At 73.2% G+C, this 18,614-nt stretch carries 20 protein-coding genes; 3 read left to right on the top strand and 17 right to left on the bottom strand.

The genetic code is table 11. From position 1 onward, the window contains the following. Positions 1-51 precede the first annotated feature (51 nt). On the top strand, positions 52-537 hold the full coding sequence (locus tag H7344_RS09575) for an Lrp/AsnC family transcriptional regulator (protein ID WP_186345778.1): 486 nt from the start codon (positions 52-54) through the stop codon (positions 535-537). 92 nt (positions 538-629) lie between these two features. Here H7344_RS09575 and H7344_RS09570 read toward each other — a convergent pair whose 3' ends face one another. The 5 genes from H7344_RS09570 to H7344_RS09550 all read right to left on the bottom strand — a co-directional run bounded on the left by H7344_RS09570 (position 630) and on the right by H7344_RS09550 (position 4,904). Further along, positions 630-1,277 (bottom strand): IclR family transcriptional regulator, encoded by a 648-nt coding sequence (locus H7344_RS09570; RefSeq protein WP_186345777.1) that lies wholly within the window; start codon positions 1,275-1,277, stop codon positions 630-632. A gap of 214 nt (positions 1,278-1,491) precedes the next feature. Beyond that, positions 1,492-3,180, bottom strand: a complete 1,689-nt coding sequence (locus H7344_RS09565; protein WP_229706961.1) for a DEAD/DEAH box helicase family protein — start codon at positions 3,178-3,180, stop codon at positions 1,492-1,494. A gap of 149 nt (positions 3,181-3,329) precedes the next feature. Continuing rightward, entirely contained in the window at positions 3,330-3,599 is a 270-nt protein-coding gene (locus H7344_RS09560) for a DUF3039 domain-containing protein (protein ID WP_186345776.1), read from the bottom strand. A 103-nt stretch (positions 3,600-3,702) separates the two neighbouring features. Beyond that, entirely contained in the window at positions 3,703-4,260 is a 558-nt protein-coding gene (locus H7344_RS09555; RefSeq protein WP_308423314.1) for a YqgE/AlgH family protein, read from the bottom strand. 80 nt (positions 4,261-4,340) lie between these two features. Then, positions 4,341-4,904: a hypothetical protein gene (locus H7344_RS09550; RefSeq protein WP_186345775.1), complete on the bottom strand. Its 564-nt coding sequence runs from the start codon at positions 4,902-4,904 to the stop codon at positions 4,341-4,343. Positions 4,905-5,035: 131 nt separating this feature from the next. Here H7344_RS09550 and H7344_RS09545 point away from each other — a divergent pair, with 131 nt between their 5' ends. Next, complete coding sequence (locus H7344_RS09545; protein ID WP_186345774.1) at positions 5,036-5,740, top strand: TetR/AcrR family transcriptional regulator; 705 nt, start codon at positions 5,036-5,038, stop codon at positions 5,738-5,740. Between the two features lie 3 nt (positions 5,741-5,743). Here H7344_RS09545 and H7344_RS09540 read toward each other — a convergent pair whose 3' ends face one another. The 11 genes from H7344_RS09540 to H7344_RS09490 all read right to left on the bottom strand — a co-directional run bounded on the left by H7344_RS09540 (position 5,744) and on the right by H7344_RS09490 (position 17,138). Beyond that, positions 5,744-6,760 (bottom strand): DUF3048 domain-containing protein, encoded by a 1,017-nt coding sequence (locus tag H7344_RS09540; protein WP_186345773.1) that lies wholly within the window; start codon positions 6,758-6,760, stop codon positions 5,744-5,746. Between the two features lie 157 nt (positions 6,761-6,917). Then, complete coding sequence (locus H7344_RS09535; protein WP_186345772.1) at positions 6,918-7,685, bottom strand: SDR family NAD(P)-dependent oxidoreductase; 768 nt, start codon at positions 7,683-7,685, stop codon at positions 6,918-6,920. A gap of 69 nt (positions 7,686-7,754) precedes the next feature. After that, positions 7,755-8,186, bottom strand: coding sequence for an HIT family protein (locus H7344_RS09530; RefSeq protein WP_186345771.1), 432 nt, complete (start codon positions 8,184-8,186; stop codon positions 7,755-7,757). Further along, a complete protein-coding gene (locus H7344_RS09525) occupies positions 8,186-9,628 on the bottom strand; it encodes a M15 family metallopeptidase (RefSeq protein ID WP_186345770.1) in 1,443 nt (480 codons plus the stop codon). The genes H7344_RS09530 and H7344_RS09525 overlap by 1 nt, the downstream gene beginning before the upstream one ends. A gap of 114 nt (positions 9,629-9,742) precedes the next feature. Beyond that, entirely contained in the window at positions 9,743-10,447 is a 705-nt protein-coding gene (locus tag H7344_RS09520) for a winged helix-turn-helix domain-containing protein (protein WP_186345769.1), read from the bottom strand. Between the two features lie 2 nt (positions 10,448-10,449). Beyond that, on the bottom strand, positions 10,450-11,229 hold the full coding sequence (gene pstB / locus H7344_RS09515; protein ID WP_186345768.1) for a phosphate ABC transporter ATP-binding protein PstB: 780 nt from the start codon (positions 11,227-11,229) through the stop codon (positions 10,450-10,452). A gap of 62 nt (positions 11,230-11,291) precedes the next feature. Next, positions 11,292-12,368 carry a phosphate ABC transporter permease PstA gene (gene pstA, locus H7344_RS09510; protein WP_186345767.1) on the bottom strand — a complete coding sequence of 359 codons (1,077 nt, stop codon included), beginning with the start codon at positions 12,366-12,368 and terminating at the stop codon, positions 11,292-11,294. A gap of 12 nt (positions 12,369-12,380) precedes the next feature. Further along, a complete protein-coding gene (gene pstC, locus H7344_RS09505) occupies positions 12,381-13,313 on the bottom strand; it encodes a phosphate ABC transporter permease subunit PstC (protein ID WP_186345766.1) in 933 nt (310 codons plus the stop codon). A gap of 128 nt (positions 13,314-13,441) precedes the next feature. Beyond that, a complete protein-coding gene (locus H7344_RS09500) occupies positions 13,442-14,557 on the bottom strand; it encodes a phosphate ABC transporter substrate-binding protein PstS (RefSeq protein WP_186345765.1) in 1,116 nt (371 codons plus the stop codon). A gap of 167 nt (positions 14,558-14,724) precedes the next feature. Further along, positions 14,725-15,762, bottom strand: a complete 1,038-nt coding sequence (locus tag H7344_RS09495; RefSeq protein ID WP_186345764.1) for a CNNM domain-containing protein — start codon at positions 15,760-15,762, stop codon at positions 14,725-14,727. Continuing rightward, positions 15,762-17,138, bottom strand: a complete 1,377-nt coding sequence (locus tag H7344_RS09490) for a hemolysin family protein (protein WP_186345763.1) — start codon at positions 17,136-17,138, stop codon at positions 15,762-15,764. The genes H7344_RS09495 and H7344_RS09490 overlap by 1 nt, the downstream gene beginning before the upstream one ends. A gap of 254 nt (positions 17,139-17,392) precedes the next feature. Here H7344_RS09490 and H7344_RS09485 point away from each other — a divergent pair, with 254 nt between their 5' ends. Then, positions 17,393-17,632, top strand: a complete 240-nt coding sequence (locus tag H7344_RS09485) for a hypothetical protein (protein WP_186345762.1) — start codon at positions 17,393-17,395, stop codon at positions 17,630-17,632. Between the two features lie 54 nt (positions 17,633-17,686). Here the strand turns inward: H7344_RS09485 and H7344_RS09480 are convergent, their stop codons facing one another. Next, complete coding sequence (locus H7344_RS09480; protein ID WP_186345761.1) at positions 17,687-18,550, bottom strand: sigma-70 family RNA polymerase sigma factor; 864 nt, start codon at positions 18,548-18,550, stop codon at positions 17,687-17,689. Positions 18,551-18,614: the final 64 nt, after the last annotated feature.

The raw sequence follows: 18,614 nt of genomic DNA, 5'->3' as shown, positions 1-18,614 counted from the left end.
TGCAATGGTGTTTCGGCACGCTGGACAACTTGCTCAGTCGAAGGAGCGCCGATGGACGAGCTGGACGGCAGGTTGCTCGCCCTGCTGCACGACGAGCCGCGGGTCGGCGTGCTCGAGGCGTCGCGCCGGCTCGGGGTCGCGCGCGGCACCGTCCAGGCCCGGCTCGACAAGCTGGTCGCCCGCGGTGTCGTGACCGGGTGGGGGCCGGAGCTGGACCCGGCGGCGCTCGGCTACCCGGTCACGGCGTTCCTGACGCTGGAGATCCGCCAGGCGACCGTCGCGGACGGGACCGGCGGCCACGACGCGGTCGCCGCCCACCTGGCGACCATCCCGGAGGTGCTCGAGGCGCACACCGTGACCGGCGCCGGCGACCTGGTCGCCCGCGTCGTCGCCCGCTCCAACACCGACCTCCAGCGGGTCATCGACGCCGTCCTCGCCTCCGACGCTGTCGTCCGCTGCTCGACCACGATCGCGCTGGCCACCCAGGTGGCGTACCGGACGCTTCCGCTCGCGCTGCAGGCGGCCGGGCGGTCGTGAGGTTCATCGGGGAGCCGATGGACCTCACGGTGCGCCGACGAAACTCCATCGGGGCACCGTCACCTTCACCGGGGCCCCGATGAACCTCACGGCTAGGCCGACCGGAGTCGCTCGGCGACCTCGTGCGCGGCGTCGACGACGCGGGGGCCGACCCGGTCGGCGTCGAGGTCACCGAGGGTGACGATGCCGACGCTGGCCTCGATGCCGTCCACGTCGAGCACGGGCGCGGCGAGCCCGCGGGCACCGGCCTGGAGCTCGCCCGCCGTCGTGCACCAGGCGGGACGTTCGGGGTCGCGGTCGCGGCCGAGCAGGACCGCCCGGCCGGCGGCACCCTGGCCGAGCGGGTGGCGGGAGCCGACCCGGTAGCCGACGTGGAAGTCGGTCCACGACGGCTCCACCACGGCGAGCGCCAGCCCCTCCTCCCCCTCCGCGACGGTCAGGTGCGCGGTGCAGCCGACGGCCTCGGCGAGCGAGCGGAGGACGGGCCCGGCGAGGTCGCGCAGCACCGGCTGCACCGCCGACGCGAGGTGCAGCACCCCGAGGCCGACGTGGAGCCGGCCGCGGCCGTCACGGCGTACCAGCGCGTGCTGCTCGAGGGTGCTGACCAGGCGGTACGCCACGGTGCGCGGCACGTCCAGCGCGCCGGCGGCCTCGGTCACCGTCAGCCCGTCCGGTGCGGCGGCGAGCAGGCTCAGCAGCCGCAGCCCACGGTCGAGCGTCTGGGAGGTCTCGGCCGGCACGGGTGCAGCCTAGGGACACCCGCCTCACGCGGGCTGCGTCCGGCCGGGTGGGCGCGGACCGGGGCGGGTGGTCGGGGCGTCGACGATCGTTCAATTGCGCGGCATTGGTCGTGGGCAAGCGCTTGCGCACGTCCATCTCCGCGCAATTGCGCCGAAGTGGACCGGCCCCGAGCCCCGCAGCCCGCGACCCGCCCCGACCACCAGCCGAGCCGGATCAGGACGACTTGCGCGTGGCCGCCCACTCGCGGATCCGGTCGATCCGGGCGTGCAGCTGCTCGGCGTTGGCGACGGCGGCGGCCGGTCCGCCGCACTCCTTGCGCAGCGCGGCGTGGGTGATGCCGTGCGCCTGGCCGGTGCGGTGGTGCCAGGCGGCGACCAGGCCGTTGAGCTCGCGGCGGAGCACGGCCAGCTGCTCGTGGGTGCTCAGCTGGGCGACGGAGTCGCCGGCGGCCTCGGCGGGGGTGGCGACGGCCTTCTGCTTGCGCGCCCGGTCGCTCTGCCGCTGGCGCAGCAGCTCGCGCATCTGGTCGGGCTCGAGCAGGCCGGGGATGCCGAGGAAGTCCATCTCCTCCTCCGAGCCGACCTGCACCTCGCCGGCGTGGCCCCACTCGCCGCCGTCGAAGAGCACGCGGTCGAAACGGGCCTCCGAGCCGAGCGCCTCGAAGGACATCTCGAGCTCGGCCGAGGCGGCCTCGCTCTCGTTCGCCCGCGCGAGCAGCTCGTCCTCGGCGGCGAAGATGTCGCCCTCGTCGGTGACCTTGCGCCCCAGCACGTGGTCGCGCTCGACCTCCATCTCCGAGGCGAACCCGAGCAGCGAGGGCACCGACGGCAGGAACACCGACGCGGTCTCCCCCTTGGCCCGGGCACGCACGAAGCGACCGACCGCCTGGGCGAAGAACAGCGGCGTCGAGGTGGTCGTCGCGTAGACGCCGACCGCCAGCCGCGGCACGTCGACGCCCTCGGAGACCATCCGGACCGCGACCATCCACCGGTCGTCGCTGTCGGTGAAGGCCGAGATCTTCTTCGACGCCAGCTTCTCGTCGGACAGCACGACCGTCGGGGACTCGCCGCTGATCTGCTTGAGCAGCTTGGCGTACGCGCGGGCGCTGTCCTGGTCGGTGGCGATGACCAGGCCGCCGGCGTCGGGCACGTGGCGACGCACCTCCGAGAGCCGCTTGTCGGCCGCGGCCAGCACCGACGGCATCCACGAGCCCTGCGGGTCGAGCGCGGTGCGCAGCGCCTGGTTGGTCAGGTCCTTGGTCAGCGGCTCGCCGAGCCGCGCGGAGACCTCGTCGCCGGCGCGGGTGCGCCACGTCATGTCGCCGGAGTACGCCATGAACAGCACCGGCCGCACGACGTGGTCGGCCAGCGCGTGGGCGTAGCCGTAGGTGTAGTCGGCCACCGAGCGCGGTACGCCGTCGGGCCCGGGCGCGTAGGTGACGAACGGGATCGGGTTGATGTCGGAGCGGAACGGCGTGCCGGTCAGCGCCAGGCGCCGCGCCGCGGGCTCGAACGCCTCGCGGACGCCCTCGCCCCACGACAGCGCGTCGCCCGCGTGGTGGACCTCGTCGAGGATGACCAGCGTCTTGAACCGCTCGGCGCGGATGCGCATCGCCAGCGGGTTGACCGCCACGCCGGCGTACGTCACCGCGACCCCGACGTAGTCGGCGGAGGTCTTGCCCTTGCCGGCGGCGTACGTCGGGTCGATCGGGATGCCGGCGCGGGCGGCGGCCTCGGCCCACTGGAGCTTGAGGTGCTCGGTCGGCGCGACGACGATGATCCGGTCGACGATGCGGCGGCCGAGCAGCTCGGAGGCCACCGACAGCGCGAAGGTCGTCTTGCCCGCCCCCGGGGTGGCGACCGCGAGGAAGTCGCGCGGCTGGTCGGTGAAGTACTTCGTCATCGCCGCCTGCTGCCAGGCACGCAGCGACGGAGCGGTGCCCCACGCGGCGCGCTCGGGCCAGGCGGGGCTGAGCGCGGGCGTCAGCGAGAGGTCGAGCTCGGTCTCGTCGGAGGCGGTGCGGCGGGCGGTCGGACGGTCCTGCCGTCCGGTCACTCGTCGCCCGACTCGTCGCGCATGCTCTCCCAGGCTTCCTTGCACTCGGGGCAGACCGGGAACTTCTCCGGGGCGCGGCTGGGCACCCACACCTTGCCGCAGAGCGCGACGACGGGCGTGCCCATCACCATCGCCTCGGTGAGCTTGTCCTTCTCGACGTAGTGCGAGAAGCGCTCGTGGTCACCGTCGTCGGTGGGGACGGTGCGCTGGTCCTCGCGGACCCTCTCGTCGACGGCGGTGCCGGTCCCGAATCCGATCTGGCTCACGGGCCCAGCCTACGTCAGGACACCCCCGGACGCGGCAGTCGCGGGACCCCCGGTGGACCCAAGCCGGGGACCAGCCGGGGACCAGCCGGGGACCAGCAGCGGCTCAGTTCAGGTCGGGGTTCGCCGGGCGGGTGGCGTGCCAGGCCAGCTCGCCGGGCTGGCGGCGCAGCACGTCGCGCCACAGGCCGTCGGGGTCGAGCCGGAACGGGTCCGAGGGATCGGCGGGCACGACGTACCAGCTGCCCTCCTCGACCTCGCCCTCGAGCTGGCCGGCACCCCACCCGGCGTACCCGGCGAAGATGCGCAGCCCCGCGAGCGTGCCCTCGACCAGCTCCCGGGGCGTGTCGAGGTCGAGCAGGCCGAGCCGGCCGTCGATCGCCCGGAAGCCGACCGGTGCGTCGTCGGCGTCGCGCAGCAGCGCCACCGCGAGCGCGCCCTCGGGGCCGACCGGGCCGCCGGAGAAGAGCACCTCGGGCTCCGCGACCACCTCGCCCCAGCCGCCGAGGACCTCGGAGACGGCGACCGGTGAGGGACGGTTGACCACGACGCCGAGCGCGCCGCTGGCGTCGGCGTCGAGGAGCAGGACGACGGTGTCGGCGAAGTTCGGGTCGAGCAGGGCGGGCGTCGCCACCAGCAACATCCCCGCCTGCAGCTCGCCCACCCCTCCATCATGACCCACGCCGCCGACGACGGGTGGGCTCGGCAGGCACGAGGACGGCCGACCGGTCCTGGGCGGACGGGTCAGGCTGCGAGGGCCGCGCGCAGGCGGCCGAGGCGGTTGCGCAGCGAGGCGCGGGCACCGTCGTGGGTGGTCGTCGCGGAGCGCGCCGCTGCGATCACGGCGCTCAGGGTGCGGGCGCGCTGCTCGATGCGGGCGCCGGTCTCGGCGGCCAGGGCGGCGCCGCGGCTGTCGTGCACGCTCGCGCGACCGGCCATGATCGCGAGCAGGATGTGCTCCTTGCGGGTCGCCTTGGCGATGGCCTCGGCCATCGCGTCGTCGACCGGCTCGTCGCGGTAGTGGTCGAGGATCGCGCGGACGCCCGGCATCTCGTCGGCCAGCGCCCGCCAGGCGGTGATGACTGCGGCCTCGAGGTCGAGCGGCTGGGTGGCCAGCTCGCGCTCGATGCGGCCGGCGAGCCGGGTGTGCCAGCGCAGCGAGAGCGCGCCGTACAGCGCGAGCTCGTCGCCGAAGGTCTCGCGCACGCCCGGCAGGTCCATCGGGAGGACGCCGTCACGGCGCTCGTCGGCGATGCGGATCACGGAGCGCAGGATCTCTCCGCGGTGGTGAAAGGAAGTCCAGGTCATGGTCAGCTCCTTCTCGGGTGCTCACATACCGTGAGTACGTACCCAGAGTACGGAGCCATACCCGCGGTATGCAACGAGTCGGTGGGTGATCCGCGCCACCCGTACCGGCGGTCGGTGCCTAAACTGCCGGGATGCCACCGAAGCCGAGCGTCTCGAAGCTGGTGCCGAAGGTCCCCGGGATGCCCGGCGTGACCGGCGCGAGTCGTCGCCAGCAGTACTCCGCCTCCACCAAGCGGGCGCTGGTCGACGTGGCCGAGGAGCTCTTCACCGACCTGGGGTACGCCGCGGCGTCGCTCGACTCGATCGTCGCCGGCGCGCGGGTGACCAAGGGCGCGCTCTACCACCACTTCAGCGGCAAGCAGGCGCTCTTCGAGGCGGTCTTCGAGCGGGTCGAGGCCGACGCCTCCCGCGCGATCCAGAAGGCGCTGAAGGGCAAGAAGGACCCCTGGGAGAAGGCGCTCGCCGGCCTCCAGGCGTTCCTCGCCGTGGTCCAGGAGCCGCGCTACCGCCGCATCGTCATCCAGGAGGGCCCGTCGGTCCTCGGCTACGAGCGCTTCCGCGAGCAGGAGGAGCGCTCGACGTTCGCCAACGTCCTGGAGATCGTGCGCGCGGTGCTCAACGCCGGCACGTGGGAGCTCGAGGAGGAGATGCTGCAGACCTTCGCCCGGATCTTCTTCGGCGCGATGTCCTCCGCCGGCGAGTCCGTCTCCAGCGCCGACGACCCCATCGCCGCCGCCGAGCGGGTCGAGACCGCGATCGCCTTCATCCTCCAGGGCTTCCAGGTCCTCGCCGCCGACGGCGTGCCGCTCCCCGGCGCCACGCCCGAGGCCGACTGAGTCTCAGCGGGCGAAGGTGACGTTCCCGGCCTCGCGGGGGACGAGCTCGATCCAGGTGTGGCCGGCAGGGACCTTCAGCTCGCCCTGCTTGGTGGCGAGCTCGATGGGGGCGCCGAGGCCGTCCTTGGACCAGGTGCCGCGGACGACGCGGCCGTCGTGGAAGAGCATCGCCTCGCCCTTGCCCTCGAGCTTGGTCTCGGGCACGGGGTTGCCGGCCGGGTCGCGGTAGCCGGCGTCGCCGACCTCCACGCGCAGCACCAGCACCGAGTCGGCGGGGAACTCGTCGCCGGCGGCGGCGTACCCGTTGTCGATGGTGTAGCGGCCGTCGCTGAAGCTCCAGCTGGTGGTGTGGCCGCCGCCGAAGCTCGCGGCCAGGCTGGTGGCGGGCTTGCCCTTCGGCAGGTCGGCGGCGTCGCCCCAGGTGAGGTAGTCCGCGGGCCGCTCGCCGCCACGGGTGAGGGTGGCGGTCTCGTCCATCCGCGCGAACAGGTTGTACGGCGCGCTGCGGCCGCCGGCGCGGTAGAAGCCCTTCGCGCCCTCGCCGAAGAACTCGATCCCCGCGCCGTTGATGCGCTTGATGGTGATCGGCGCCGCGCCGCTGGTGACCATCGAGGCGTCGACCGGGCTGACGATGCCGATGTCGCTGGCCCGCATCGAGCGGACCGGGCCGGCGTCGTCGGGCACCCGTGAGTAGTAGAACGCCGCGAGTCGGGTCATCCCGCCCTCGACGAGCTCCTCGACGACCAGGTCCGCGGACCCGAGACCGACCTGCGGGGCGCTCGAGGAGGTGTTGTCCATCTTCAGCACGAGCACCGGGTGGTCCTGCACCGCGGAGTCCTCGCCCTTGACCGGCAGGCCGGTGAGCGGCCAGGTCGCGGCGAGCTTCGAGCCGGCGCTGGTGGCCTGCGGGTCGTTGCCCTCGTCTCCCCCGGCTCCGTCGTCGGAGCTGCCGCACGCGGAGAGCACCAGGGCGGTGGCGGCGATGGTCGAGGCGAGGGCGCGGGTCCGGGTGCGGCGCACGGCGGGCTCCAATGCAGAGAGATTGACTAGTGGTTCGGTCGACTAAGGCCGACGAGTCCCAGTGTGCGGCGCAGGGGCCGCGGCGGCGCGGAGGCGCGCCCGGACGGGGAGGTCGCCGACCGGCGGCACCTCCCGCGTCCGACCGGGAGAGCGGGTGTCAGCCGAGCTTGGCGCCGCCGTCGACGTACAGCGTCTGGCCGGTGATGTACGACGCCTCGTCGCTGGCGAGGAACGCCACGGCGGCCGCGATGTCCTCGGGGAACCCGACCCGGCGCACCGGGTTGGCCTCGGCGTTGAGCTTGCGGAACTCCTCGACGTCCATCTTCAGCCGCGCCGCGGTGGCGTCGGTCATCTCGGTGGCGATGAAGCCCGGCGCGACCGCGTTGGCGTTGATGCCGAACGGGCCGAGCTCGATGCCCAGCGTGCGGGTGAAGCCCTGCACGCCCATCTTCGCCGCGGAGTAGTTGGCCTGGCCACGGTTGCCCAGCGCGGAGACGCTGGAGAGGTTCACGATCTTGCCGTACTTCTGCTCCACGAAGTGCTTCTGAGCAGCCTTGGTCATCAGGAACGCACCCTTGAGGTGGACGCCCATGACCAGGTCCCAGTCCTGCTCGGTCATCTTGAACAGCAGGTTGTCGCGCGTGATGCCGGCGTTGTTGACCAGCACGTGGATGCCACCGAGCTCGCCGACGACCCGCTCGACGGCGGCGTCGACCGACTCGGCGTCGCTGACGTCCGCACCGATGCCCACGGCCTTCGCGCCGTCGATGACCGGCAGCTTCGCGGCGGCCTGGGCCGCAGCGGTCTCGTCGAGGTCGATGATCGCGACCGAGGCACCCTCCTCGGCGAACCGGGTGGCGGTGCCGAACCCGATCCCGCGGGCGGCTCCGGTGACGACGGCGACGCGCCCGTCGAATCGACCCATGACTGCACTCCTGATTGCTCGGTGGCTGTGGCCCGCCGGATGCGGACGATCGCACACGCTACGACAGCGCTAGGACAGTGCGGCACGCAGTCTCGCGGCGTACGCCGCCCGCTCGGCCGGGTCGGCGTACCGGTGCCGCGGCCAGAAGAACCCCCGCAGCCCGTCGCCCTTGGTGCGCGGCACGACGTGCAGGTGCAGGTGGGCCACGGACTGGCTGACGACGTTGTTCATCGCGACGAACGACCCCTGCGCCCCGAGCGCGTCGACCACCGCGGTCGCGAGCCGCTGCGCGTGGGCGAGGAACGGGTCGCGCAGCGGGGCCGGCAGGTCGGGCAGCGTGACCACGTGCTCGCGCGGGACGAGCAGCACGTGGCCCTTGAACACCGGTCGCTGGTCGAGGAAGGCCACGAAGTCGTCGTCCTCGAGCACCCGGTCGGCCTCGGCCTCCCCCGCCACGATCGCGCAGAAGACGCAGTCGGCCGGGGCCGGGGTGCGCGCCATCAGTGGCAGACCTCGGTGCCGCAGGCGCGGGCGACCGGTCCGGGTACGACGCGCCCGCTCGTCGTGCGCGCGTCGAAGTGGTGGGCGTCGAAGGTGCCGTAGGTCCAGCGCAGGCCGTGGGCCGCCATCAGCCGCACCACCGCGTGGCCACGCGAGCGCCAGGCGACGCGGGGGTGGCTGCGGCCGACCCACCACGAGTTGGGGGTCCAGCCGTGGGAGGCGCGGTAGGGGTTCTCCCACGGGTTCACGTCCAGCGACCGGCCGTAGGAGTGCGGCGAGCGGACGCCGGGCCGGCCGACGACCCAGCGGCAGTTGAAGGCGGAGGTGTTGCCCGCGGCCATCGAGCGGTAGTCGTCGGCGCCGTTGAGCCGGCCCGACCAGCCGAACCGGTCGACGCGGTACATCGAGCGGATCGGGAAGCGCCGCTCGTGCATCGCGGCCAGCGCCCGCCCGATCCGGCCGGCCGCGCTCGCCGCGGCGACCACCTCGCCGCGGTGCCGGTAGCCGTCGTACCCGTAGTAGTTGACGCGCACCAGGCGCAGCCCGGCGCGCCCGACCGGGCAGCCGGGGCGCCAGCTGCGGCCGACCATCGAGCGCCACACGCCGTCGGGGATCCGCGAGACCCGCAGCTGAGGGCCGGGGCCGCTGGCGCGCGGCTGGGCCGGCAGCGAGACCCGCGGGCGCGGCGCACCTGCCGGCAGCACGACCGGCTCCCCCGGCGGGACGTTGTCGACGCGGTGCACCGGACTGGTCCCCCGCTCGACCCAGCTGTTGCCGCGGGCGACCGCGCGCCAGACGGTGTCCACGCGGGGCCGGACCCGGAGCTCGGCGCGTCCGTCGGAGCTGGTGATCACCGTGCGGTGCAGCCGCCAGGCGCCGCCGCGGGCCTTGCGCCGCACGTCGACCTTGGCCTGCACCGGGACCCCGTTCCCGGTCCGCCAGACGACGCGCAGACGCACCTTCCGACCGTCGACGACCCGCTCCGGCCCCTGGAGACGCACCCGGCTGCCGCGCTTGACCACGGGTGCGCGGAACGCCGCCGACTGCGACGCGGCGTACGTCGCGTCGCCCGCGAAGCCCGCACGGAAGATGTTGTCGGTGCCACTCCGGCTCAGCACCGCCTCCGTCGCCGCCCGGCCCGCGGCGTCGGTGGTGGGCGTGGCGACCGGTTCCCAGGATCCCCGGACGTACCGCTCGACCGTGATCGGCGCATCGACCACCGGCGTCCCGTCGGCGGCGGTCAGCGTCGCGACCAGGTCGGTCGGCCGGTCCGCGTACCGCGCCGGCGCCGTGAGCGTCAGCGTCGTCGCGACCGGCGGTGGCTCGCCCGAGTCGCCAGGGTCGCCCGGGTCGGCGCCAGCGGCGGCCGGGACGAGCCCGACGACGAGGGCCAGGCCGGCCACGAGGGTGAGGAGCAGGGTGGTGCAGCGCCCGAGCAGCATGCAGGGATCATGCCGCCCGGCCCTCCGGGGTCGTGTGCCCCACGCCGCGCCGACCCGCGTCCTCGGGCACACGACCCCGGCCCGGCGCCCGCTCCCGACGCCGAGTCCGACCGGTCAGTCCAGCGTGAGCGCGTAGCCGCGGCCGCGCAACCGCCGGATCCGGGCGACGCCCTCGAGCCGGTGACGCAGCCGGGCCACGTGGACGGCGATGGTGTTGTCCGAGGGGCCCTCGCCGGCGTCGCCCCACAGCGAGGCCCGGAGCTCGTCGTTGCCGACGACGCCGGGGGCACGGCGCAGCAGCGCGTGCAGGAGCTCGAACTCCTTGCCCGGCGGGTCGGGCACCCGCTCCCCGTGGATCCAGACGGCGTAGCTGTCGACGTCGAGCACGATCGGACCGTGTCGCAGCTGGGCCTGCTGGCGCAGTTCGGCCGCGGGTCGCGGGACCGCCGCCCAGAGGTCCGAGCCGGAGAAGGGCCGGGTCAGCACGCTGCGGGCACCGGCCAGCACCATCCGCCCCGCGAGCGCGACGTCGCCGGGGTCGACCAGCCCGACGACCAGCGGCGCTCCGTGCCGGCGGAGCGCGGTGACGACGTCCACGGCCCCGGCGTCCTCGACGCCGGAGGACACGACGACGACCTCGGGCCGAGCCTCACCGAAGTGGACCAGCCCGTCGAGCGCCGAGGCTGATCCGCTGACCTCGACGCCCTCGCAGCGCAGCTCGCCCGCGACCCGCTCGACGTCCTCGGCCGGGCCGATCACGTGCACCGGCACGGCGCACGACGGCGCGCCCTCCGGCCCGATCCCCGAGATGTCCAGCACGATCAGCCGAACCGGCCGGAGATGTAGGCCTCGGTCGAGGGGTCGTCGGGGTTGGAGAAGACCTTGCTGGTGGCGTTGAACTCCACCAGGTGGCCCGGCTCGCCGGCCGCCTTGAGGTTGAAGAAGCCGGTGTCGTCCGAGACGCGCGCCGCCTGCTGCATGTTGTGGGTGACGATGACGATCGTGTAGTCGGACTTCAGCTCGTGGATGAGGTCCTCGATCGCCGCGGTGGAGATCGGGTCGAGCGCCGAGCACGGCTCGTCCATGAGCAGCACCTGCGGCTCGACCGCGATCGCCCGGGCGATGCAGAGCCGCTGCTGCTGGCCGCCGGAGAGGCCCATGCCGGGCTTGCCGAGCCGGTCCTTGACCTCGGTCCAGAGGTTCGCGCCGCGCAGCGAGCGCTCCACGATGTCGTCGGCCTCGGCCTTCTTCATCCGCTTGGAGTTGAGCCGGTTGCCGGCCAGCACGTTCTCGTAGATCGACATCGTCGGGAACGGGTTGGGCCGCTGGAAGACCATCCCGATCTGGCGGCGGACCGCGACCGGGTCGACCGACGGGTCGTAGAGCGACTGGCCGTCGACGACGACCTTGCCCTCGACGCGGGCGCCGGGGATGACCTCGTGCATCCGGTTCAGCGAGCGCAGGAAGGTCGACTTGCCGCAGCCCGACGGCCCGATGAAGGCGGTCACCGAGCGGGCGCGGATCGTCATGCCGACGCCCTCGACGGCCAGGAAGTCGCCGTAGTAGATGTTCAGGTCGGAGATGTCGATGCTCGTGGCCATGGCTGGTGTCCTCAACGGGTCGGTGCGGAGTTCGTGGGGTCGCGGCGGGGTCGGCGGCGGGGTCAGCGGCCGGTCTTGGGTGCGAAGACCTTGCCGACCGCGCGGGCCAGCAGGTTGAGCGTCATGACGATCGCGACCAGGACCAGTGCGGCGCCCCAGGCCCGCGCGGTCTGCTCCGCGTCGTACTTCCCGCCGGTGGTGACCGAGGAGAAGATGAAGACCGGCAGCGTGGCCATCCGACCGTCGAACGGGTTCAGGTTCAGCGTCGTCGTGGTGCCGACGATGATGAGCAGCGGCGCGGTCTCGCCGGCGACGCGGGCGATCGCGAGCGTCACGCCGGTGACGATGCCGCCGAGCGCGGTCGGCAGCACGACCTTGACGATCGTGCGCCACTTCGGCACGCCCAGGGCGTACGACGCCTCGCGCAGCTCCTCGGGAACCAGCTTGAGCATCTCCTCGGTCGCGCGCACGACGATCGGGATCATCAGCACCGACAGCGCGACCGCGCCGCCGATGCCGAACCGCACGCCGGGCCCGAAGATCATCGTGAACAGCGCGAAGGCGAAGAGGCCGGCGACGATCGAGGGGATGCCGGTCATCACGTCGACCAGGAAGGTGATCGTGCGCGCGAGCCGGTTGCCCTTGCCGTACTCCACCAGGTAGATCGCGGCCATCACGCCGATCGGCACCGAGATCGCGGTGGCGAGCGCGGTGATGATCAGCGTGCCCATCAGCGCGTGGTAGATGCCACCGCCGGCGCCGAGCACGCCGCGCATGTCGTAGGTGAGGAACTCCGAGGAGATGATGGCGTGGCCGTTCTCGACGACCTCCCACGCCAGGCTCGCGAGCGGGATCATCGCCAGCGCGAAGGTCGACCAGGCGATGGTCGTGACGAGTCGGTCCTTGGCGCGGCGCTCGCCCTCGATCGCGGCCGACCAGGCCGGCAGGCCGACGACCAGCAGCGCCCAGGCGACCAGCACGACCGCGACCAGGGACCAGCCGAGCAGGAGCCCGGCGAGCGCGGCGATGCCGCCGGCGAGCACGGCGGCGAGCCAGGGTGCGTACGCCGGGATCTGCGGCGCCACGAGCGGCATCGCGGTGGGCTTGGCGGCGGGACGCCGCTCCTCGAGCAGGGACATATCTCGGCCTCCTCAGGCCTTGACCTGGCCCCGGGCGGCGATCCAGCGGCCCAGGAAGTTGACGGCGAAGGACACGACGAACAGGACGAGCCCGCTGAAGATCAGCACGTTGACCTTGGTGCCGGAGGCGTTGCCGAAGTTGAGCGCGATGTTCGCAGCGATCGTCGAGGGGTTCTCGGCGGAGATCAAGTTGATCGTGACGAGCCCGCTGGCCGACAGCACCATGGCGACCGCCATCGTCTCGCCGAGCGCGCGGCCGAGGCCGAGCATGACTGCGGAGATGACCCCGGAGCGGGCGTAGGGGAAGACCGTCATCCGGATCATCTCCCAGCGCGTCGCACCGAGGGCCAGCGCCGCCTCCTCGTGGATGCGCGGCGTCTGCAGGAAGACCTCGCGGCAGATCGCGGTGATGATCGGCAGCGCCATCACCGCGAGCACGATGGCGGCGGTGAGGATCGTGCGCCCGGTCCGGGCCGGCCCGTCGAAGAACGGCAGCCAGCCGAGGTGGTCGGCCAGCCAGGCGTAGACCGGCAGGATCGCCGGCGCCAGCACCGCCCGGCCCCACAGGCCGTAGACGACGCTGGGCACGGCGGCGAGCAGGTCGATCAGGTAGCCGATCGGGCGGGCAACCCGCCGCGGGGCGTAGTGCGAGATCACCAGCGCCACCCCGACCGCCAGCGGCGTCGCGATCAGCAGGGCGATCACCGCGGCCAGCAGCGTGCCGAAGAGCAGCGGCCAGACGTAGACGACGATGTTGTCCTTGCCGTAGGCCTGCTCTCCCGACGCGCTGATCGCCGGGATCCCTTCGATGATCAAGAAGATCGCCACGCCCGCGAGCGCGAGCATGATCAGCAGTCCCGCGCCGGTGGCGAGACCGGCGAAGACCGAGTCGCCGCGCCGGCTCACGGCGGTCGGCGCGCTCGGCGCGGTGGTCGTGGTGGACACCCTGCTGCTCCCTTGGTCGGTGTCGTTCGGTGCTGTCGTTCGGTGCTGTCGTTCGGTGCTGTCGTCCGGGTGCGCGGCGAGGGTCCGACCCGGCCGGGTCGGACCCTCGCTTCACGCCTCCGGGGTCATCACTCGACGGTGATGCCCTCGACGAGGCTCTGGACCTCGGACTGCAGCTCGTCGCTGAGCGGGGCCGAGCCGGCCTCCTCGGCGCCGAAGTCCTGGCCCTCGTCGCTGATGATGTACTCGAGGTACGCCTTGCTCAGCTCGCCCGCCTCGGCCTCGTCGCCGGTGTAGGACGGGCAGGCCAGCAGGTAGGAGGTCAGCACGATCGGGTAGACGCCGCCCTCCTCGGTCTCGTAGTCGAGCTCGAAGACGATCGAGCTGTCGCCGCGACCCTCGACCCGCGGCGAGACGTCGAGGATCTTCGCCGCGGCGTCGGCGGTGGGGCCGACGAACTCGTCACCGACACCGACGTTGGCGACCGACAGGTCGCCGGCCTGGCTCGCGTCGGCGTACCCGATGGAGTTGGTGCCGCTCTTGACGGCCGAGACGACGCCCGAGGTGCCCTGGGCGCCCTCGCCGCCGAACTCCTGCGGCCACACCTCGATCGCGCCGGCGGTCCACACGTCGCCCGCGACGATGTCGAGGTAGTTCGTGAAGTTCTCGGTCGTGCCCGACTCGTCGGAGCGGTGCACCGCGTTGATGCCGGCGTCCGGCAGGTCCGCGTTGGGGTTGTCCTCCGCGATCTCCGGCGCGTTCCACCTCGTGATCTCGCCGGCGAAGATGCCGGCGATCGTCTCGGGCGAGAGGTTGAGCTCGTCGACGCCGTCGACGTTGAAGACCAGCGCGATGGGGCTGATGTAGTTCGGGATCTCGATCGGGGCCTCACCGCCGCACCGCTCGGTCGCGGCGGTCAGCTCGCCCTCGTCGTCGGTGAGGTAGGCGTCCGAGCCGGCGAACGGGAACGCACCGGAGATGAAGTTCTCGCGACCGCCGCCCGAGCCGACGGGGTCGTAGGTGACGGTGACGTCGGGGTTGCTCTCCTGGAAGCCGACGATCCACGCGTTCTGGGCCGCCTCCTGCGAGGAGGCGCCACCGGCGGCCAGCGAGCCGGTGAGGTCGCTCGACGCGCCGTTGCCACCATCGCCGTCTTCGGCGTTGCCGGCGCTGCACGCCGAGAAGGTGAGGGCGAGGGCGACGAGGCCGGGGACGGCCACCGCACGCACGGGGGTGCTCTTCACTGCTGCTCCTGATGGGACTCGTGAACGTGACGATCCAGAAGCTAGGCAGCGAAGGTGTATGAACCTGTCGGCGAACGTGAACGAAGGATGAACGAGAACCGGACATCCGTCCGCCGGCCGTGACGCCCGTCCCACCGGCGTCCCCGATCAGGCCTCGGCCGGCCCCGTCAGGCCCCGGCCACCACCTCGCCGCGCTGGTCCTGCAGCGGGAAGAGCCGGCGGAGCAGATCGGCGACCGTGACCAGGCCCCGCATCGTGGCCGGGTCGGCGGGGTCGGTGACGACCGCGAGCTGGTTGCGGCTCTCGCGCATGCGGCCGAGGGCGGCGTACACCTCGAGGTCCGCGGGGAGCCGGAGCACGGACCGGGTCACGGTGTCGAGGGGCGCGTCCGCGTCGAGCTGGAGGGTGTCGCGCACGTGCACGACCCCGTCCACGCGGCCGGTGTCACCGACCAGGATGCGCAGGTGACCGCTGCGGCGGCTCGCGTCCTGCACGTCGGCGACCCGGGCACCCAGCGGGACCGCTGTGGGCGGCGTGGCCCGCAGCAGGTCGCCGAGCGTCAGGGTCTCCAGCTCCAGGGCGCCCGAGAGCTGGGCGGAGTACGACGCGTCGAGGGCGCCGACGTTGGCCGAGTGCTCGACCAGCTGGCGCAGCGCGTCGGCGTCCTGCCCGCTGCCGACCTCGTCGACGGGGTCCACCCCGACCCGGCGCAGGCACCAGTTCGCGGCGTTGTTCAGCACGTTCAGCAGCGGACGGGTCAGCCACATGTAGGCGCGCATCGGGATCGCGAGCATCGTCGCGGACCGCTCCGGGTGGGCGATGGCCCACGACTTCGGCGCCATCTCCCCCACCACCAGGTGCAGGAACGTGACCACGACCAGGGCCAGCACGAAGCCGGCGACGTCCGCGACCCAGTACGCCGCGCCCCAGGCCTCGAAGACCGGCGTGAGCCAGTGGTGCACGGCCGGCTTGGTGATGGCGCCCAGGGCTAGCACCGACACGGTGATGCCCAGCTGGGACCCGGCGAGCAGCACGCTCAGCTCGGTGGAGCTGCGGAGCGCGGCCCGCGCGGCGCGGCTGTCCGCGGCAGCGTCCTCCAACCGGTGCTTGCGGGCCGCGATGAGCGCGAACTCGATCGCCACGAAGAACGCGCTCGCGGCGATGATGACGACGGTGGCGACGGCCACCACGACGGGGTTCTCCATCAGGACTGCTCCTCCGGTCCGGGACCGGCCAGGTCGAGGGTGATGCGGACGGCCGCGGGGACGTGCTGCTCGACCTCGACGACCTCCATGCGGGCGTACCGCACGACGGGGTCGCCGTCGTGGGCGAGGTCACCGAGGTCGTCGGGCAGGCGCACCTCGACCACCGTCCCGACCTCGGGCAGGCGGCCGTGCTCGGCGATCACCAGGCCGGCGATCGTCTGGTAGTCGCCCGCGGGCAGGTCCTGCGCGATGGTGCGCTCCACCTCGTCGACCGGGAGGTCGCCGGGGACCAGCCACGAGCCGGGGTCCTCGTCCACCGCCGGCGCGCGCTCGTCCTCGGGGTCGTCGTGCTCGTCGGTCAGCTCGCCGACCAGCTCCTCGGCCAGGTCCTCGAGGGTGAGCACGCCGACGAAGCCGCCGTGCTCGTCGACGACGGCGGCGAGCTCGTTGCGGGTGCGGGCCAGGTCCTCGAGCGCGTCCGGCAGCGCCATCCGGGTGGGCACCACGAGCGGAAGGCGGGTGACGTCGGCCAGGGTGGCGGTCGGCGCGGCGTCGAGCACGTCGCTGAGGTGCACCACGCCGATCACACCGCCCTGCTCCGGGTCGACGACCGGATAGCGCGAGTGGCCCGCCGCCATCAGCGCGCGCACGGCGCTCACCTCGGTGCCGGCCGGCACCACGTCGACGCGGGGGCGGGGCACCATGGCGTGCTCGACGTCGCGGGTCGGGAAGTCGAGCACCCGGTCGAGCAGCACCGACAGCTCCTCCGGCAGGTCGCCCGACTCGCGGGAGTCGGCGACGATGTGCTCGAGGTCGCGGGCGGTCGCGGAGTGCTCGACGTCGTGCACCGGCTGGATCTTGACCGCCTTGAGCAGCAGGTTCGAGGCCTGGTCGAAGACCCAGATGAAGGGCCCCGCCACGCGGAGGTAGCCGAGCGTGGACCGGGCCAGCCTGTCCGAGACCGGCTCGGGCCGCGCGATCGCGAGGTTCTTCGGGAACAGCTCGCCGAAGAGCATCTGGACGATCGTCGAGAACGCCAGCGCGAGCACCGTCCCGACGCCGACCCCGACCGCGGTCGGCACGCCGACGCCGCCCAGCAGCTCGCCGAGCGCGTCGCCGATCAGCGGCTCGGCGACGTACCCGACCAGGAGGCCGGTCACGGTGATGCCGAGCTGGGCGCCGGACAGCATGAACGACGTACGCCGCGTGACCCGCAGGGCGCGCTGGGCGGTGGCGTCACCGCCCGCCGCACGCGCCTTGAGGCGGGAGCGGTCGACCGCCATGTAGGCGAACTCCTGGGCGACGAAGTAGCCGGTGGCCGCCGTGATGGCGAACACGACGAGCACGCCCAGGAGCAGGGAGAGCAGCGGAGTCATCGGCCACCCTCCCTCACGGCGTCACGAACGGTGCCGCTCGACAGGGTGGCCTGGACTGATCGGGGTCTCTTCCTGCGCATGGTGGTGGGTTGAACGGTCGTCCCGATGCGTGAGTTCCCGGTTGTTCGTCCGTGCGACCGGGCTCACCACCGGCGTCGTTCTCGTCCGGACCGGTCACACTCCGCCCTCCTCGTCCGTCAGACAGGTGGAGGCACCCCTCCGCAGCACCGCCCATGACACCGAGGAGAGACGCGATGAAGACGATGACCTGCCGCCAGCTCGGCGGTCCCTGCGACCACCCGCACACCGGCGAGACGGCCGACGACGTCATCAAGGCGCAGGACCGGCACCTGCGCGAGGCGGTGCGGGCCGGCGACACCACCCACCAGCAGGCGCACGAGGACATGAAGGGCCGCTGGCGCCGCCCGGTCAAGGCACTCGGGTGGTACCGCGACGCCAAGAAGTCCTTCGCCGCCCTCCCCTCCGCTGGTTGAGCCGGGAAGGTCGCCGACCGACCCGCGCGACGGCGTACGCCGCCGGGCACCACCTCAGCCGCGCGTCCCGCCGCCGGCCGGAGCCGCACCCCGTCGCGGGCGGACGCTCGCGAGCAGCTCCGGCTCGGCGCGGAGGTCGATCCGGGCGACCCTGCCGTCGACGACGGTGAAGTCGAAGGCCACCCGCGTCTCGCCGCGGTGCACCCAGGCGGCGCCGGGCCGCCCGTCGACGTACATCGGCAGGGCCGCCTTGGCCGCGCCGTCGAACATCGCGGCGACCGCCTCGCGGCCGGTGATCCGCTCGGGCGTGCCGGCGGCGACGGCGGCCCGGTCTCCGACGACGACCGCCTCCGGCGCGAGCAGGTCGAGCAGCCGGCGCAGGTCGCCGCCACGCGCCGCCGTGAGGAACGCGTCGACGACCTCCCAGGCGGCGGGCGCGTCCTCGGGCGTCGCCCGCACCACCTTCGCCCGGGCGCGGGAGGCGAGCTTGCGGGCCGCGGCCGGCGAGGTGTCGAGGATCGTGGCGACCGTCGCGAAGTCGTAGCCGAAGCTGTCGTGCAGCACGAACGCCACCCGCTCCCCCGGGCTCAGCCGGTCCAGCACCAGCTGCAGGGCCACGCCGACCGTGTCGGCGAGCGCCACGCGATCGGCGGGGTCGTCGGCCTCGCCGCCCGGGTCGTCGAGGAGGTCGAGCGGGTCCTCGGGCACGGGCACCTTGGCCCGCAACCGGTCGAGGCAGAGCCGGGTCGTGACCGTGGTCAGCCAGGCCGGCAGGTCCCGCACCTTCTGACCGCTGCCGTGCAGCCGCAACCAGGCCTGCTGGACGACGTCCTCGGCCTCCCCCCCGTCGGCCAGGATGCGCGCCGCCAGACGCACGAGCCGCGGTCGCTCGTCCTCGAAGGCCGCCGTCTGCTCCACCGGTTCCGTCCCTCCTCGTCCGCTCCACCGCGGACGGGCACCTCGGTCGGACGATAGAGGAGCG

It is taken from the genome of Nocardioides deserti (genome assembly GCF_014266025.1).
GTDB classification, from domain to species: Bacteria; Actinomycetota; Actinomycetes; order Propionibacteriales; family Nocardioidaceae; genus Nocardioides; species Nocardioides deserti.
This window is presented reverse-complemented; position numbering and strand designations above follow the sequence as displayed.

Bases quoted from the DNA above. Each gene is read 5' to 3' on its own strand.
- H7344_RS09575 (WP_186345778.1), top strand. From the start codon at position 52: ATGGACGAGCTGGACGGCAGGTTGCTCGCCCTGCTGCACGACGAGCCG.
- H7344_RS09565 (WP_229706961.1), bottom strand. From the start codon at position 3,180: ATGACGAAGTACTTCACCGACCAGCCGCGCGACTTCCTCGCGGTCGCC.
- H7344_RS09550 (WP_186345775.1), bottom strand. From the start codon at position 4,904: ATGACCTGGACTTCCTTTCACCACCGCGGAGAGATCCTGCGCTCCGTG.
- H7344_RS09545 (WP_186345774.1), top strand. From the start codon at position 5,036: ATGCCACCGAAGCCGAGCGTCTCGAAGCTGGTGCCGAAGGTCCCCGGG.
- H7344_RS09535 (WP_186345772.1), bottom strand. From the start codon at position 7,685: ATGGGTCGATTCGACGGGCGCGTCGCCGTCGTCACCGGAGCCGCCCGC.
- H7344_RS09530 (WP_186345771.1), bottom strand. From the start codon at position 8,186: ATGGCGCGCACCCCGGCCCCGGCCGACTGCGTCTTCTGCGCGATCGTG.
- H7344_RS09525 (WP_186345770.1), bottom strand. From the start codon at position 9,628: ATGCTGCTCGGGCGCTGCACCACCCTGCTCCTCACCCTCGTGGCCGGC.
- pstB (WP_186345768.1), bottom strand. From the start codon at position 11,229: ATGGCCACGAGCATCGACATCTCCGACCTGAACATCTACTACGGCGAC.
- pstA (WP_186345767.1), bottom strand. From the start codon at position 12,368: ATGTCCCTGCTCGAGGAGCGGCGTCCCGCCGCCAAGCCCACCGCGATG.
- H7344_RS09495 (WP_186345764.1), bottom strand. From the start codon at position 15,762: ATGGAGAACCCCGTCGTGGTGGCCGTCGCCACCGTCGTCATCATCGCC.
- H7344_RS09490 (WP_186345763.1), bottom strand. From the start codon at position 17,138: ATGACTCCGCTGCTCTCCCTGCTCCTGGGCGTGCTCGTCGTGTTCGCC.
- H7344_RS09485 (WP_186345762.1), top strand. From the start codon at position 17,393: ATGAAGACGATGACCTGCCGCCAGCTCGGCGGTCCCTGCGACCACCCG.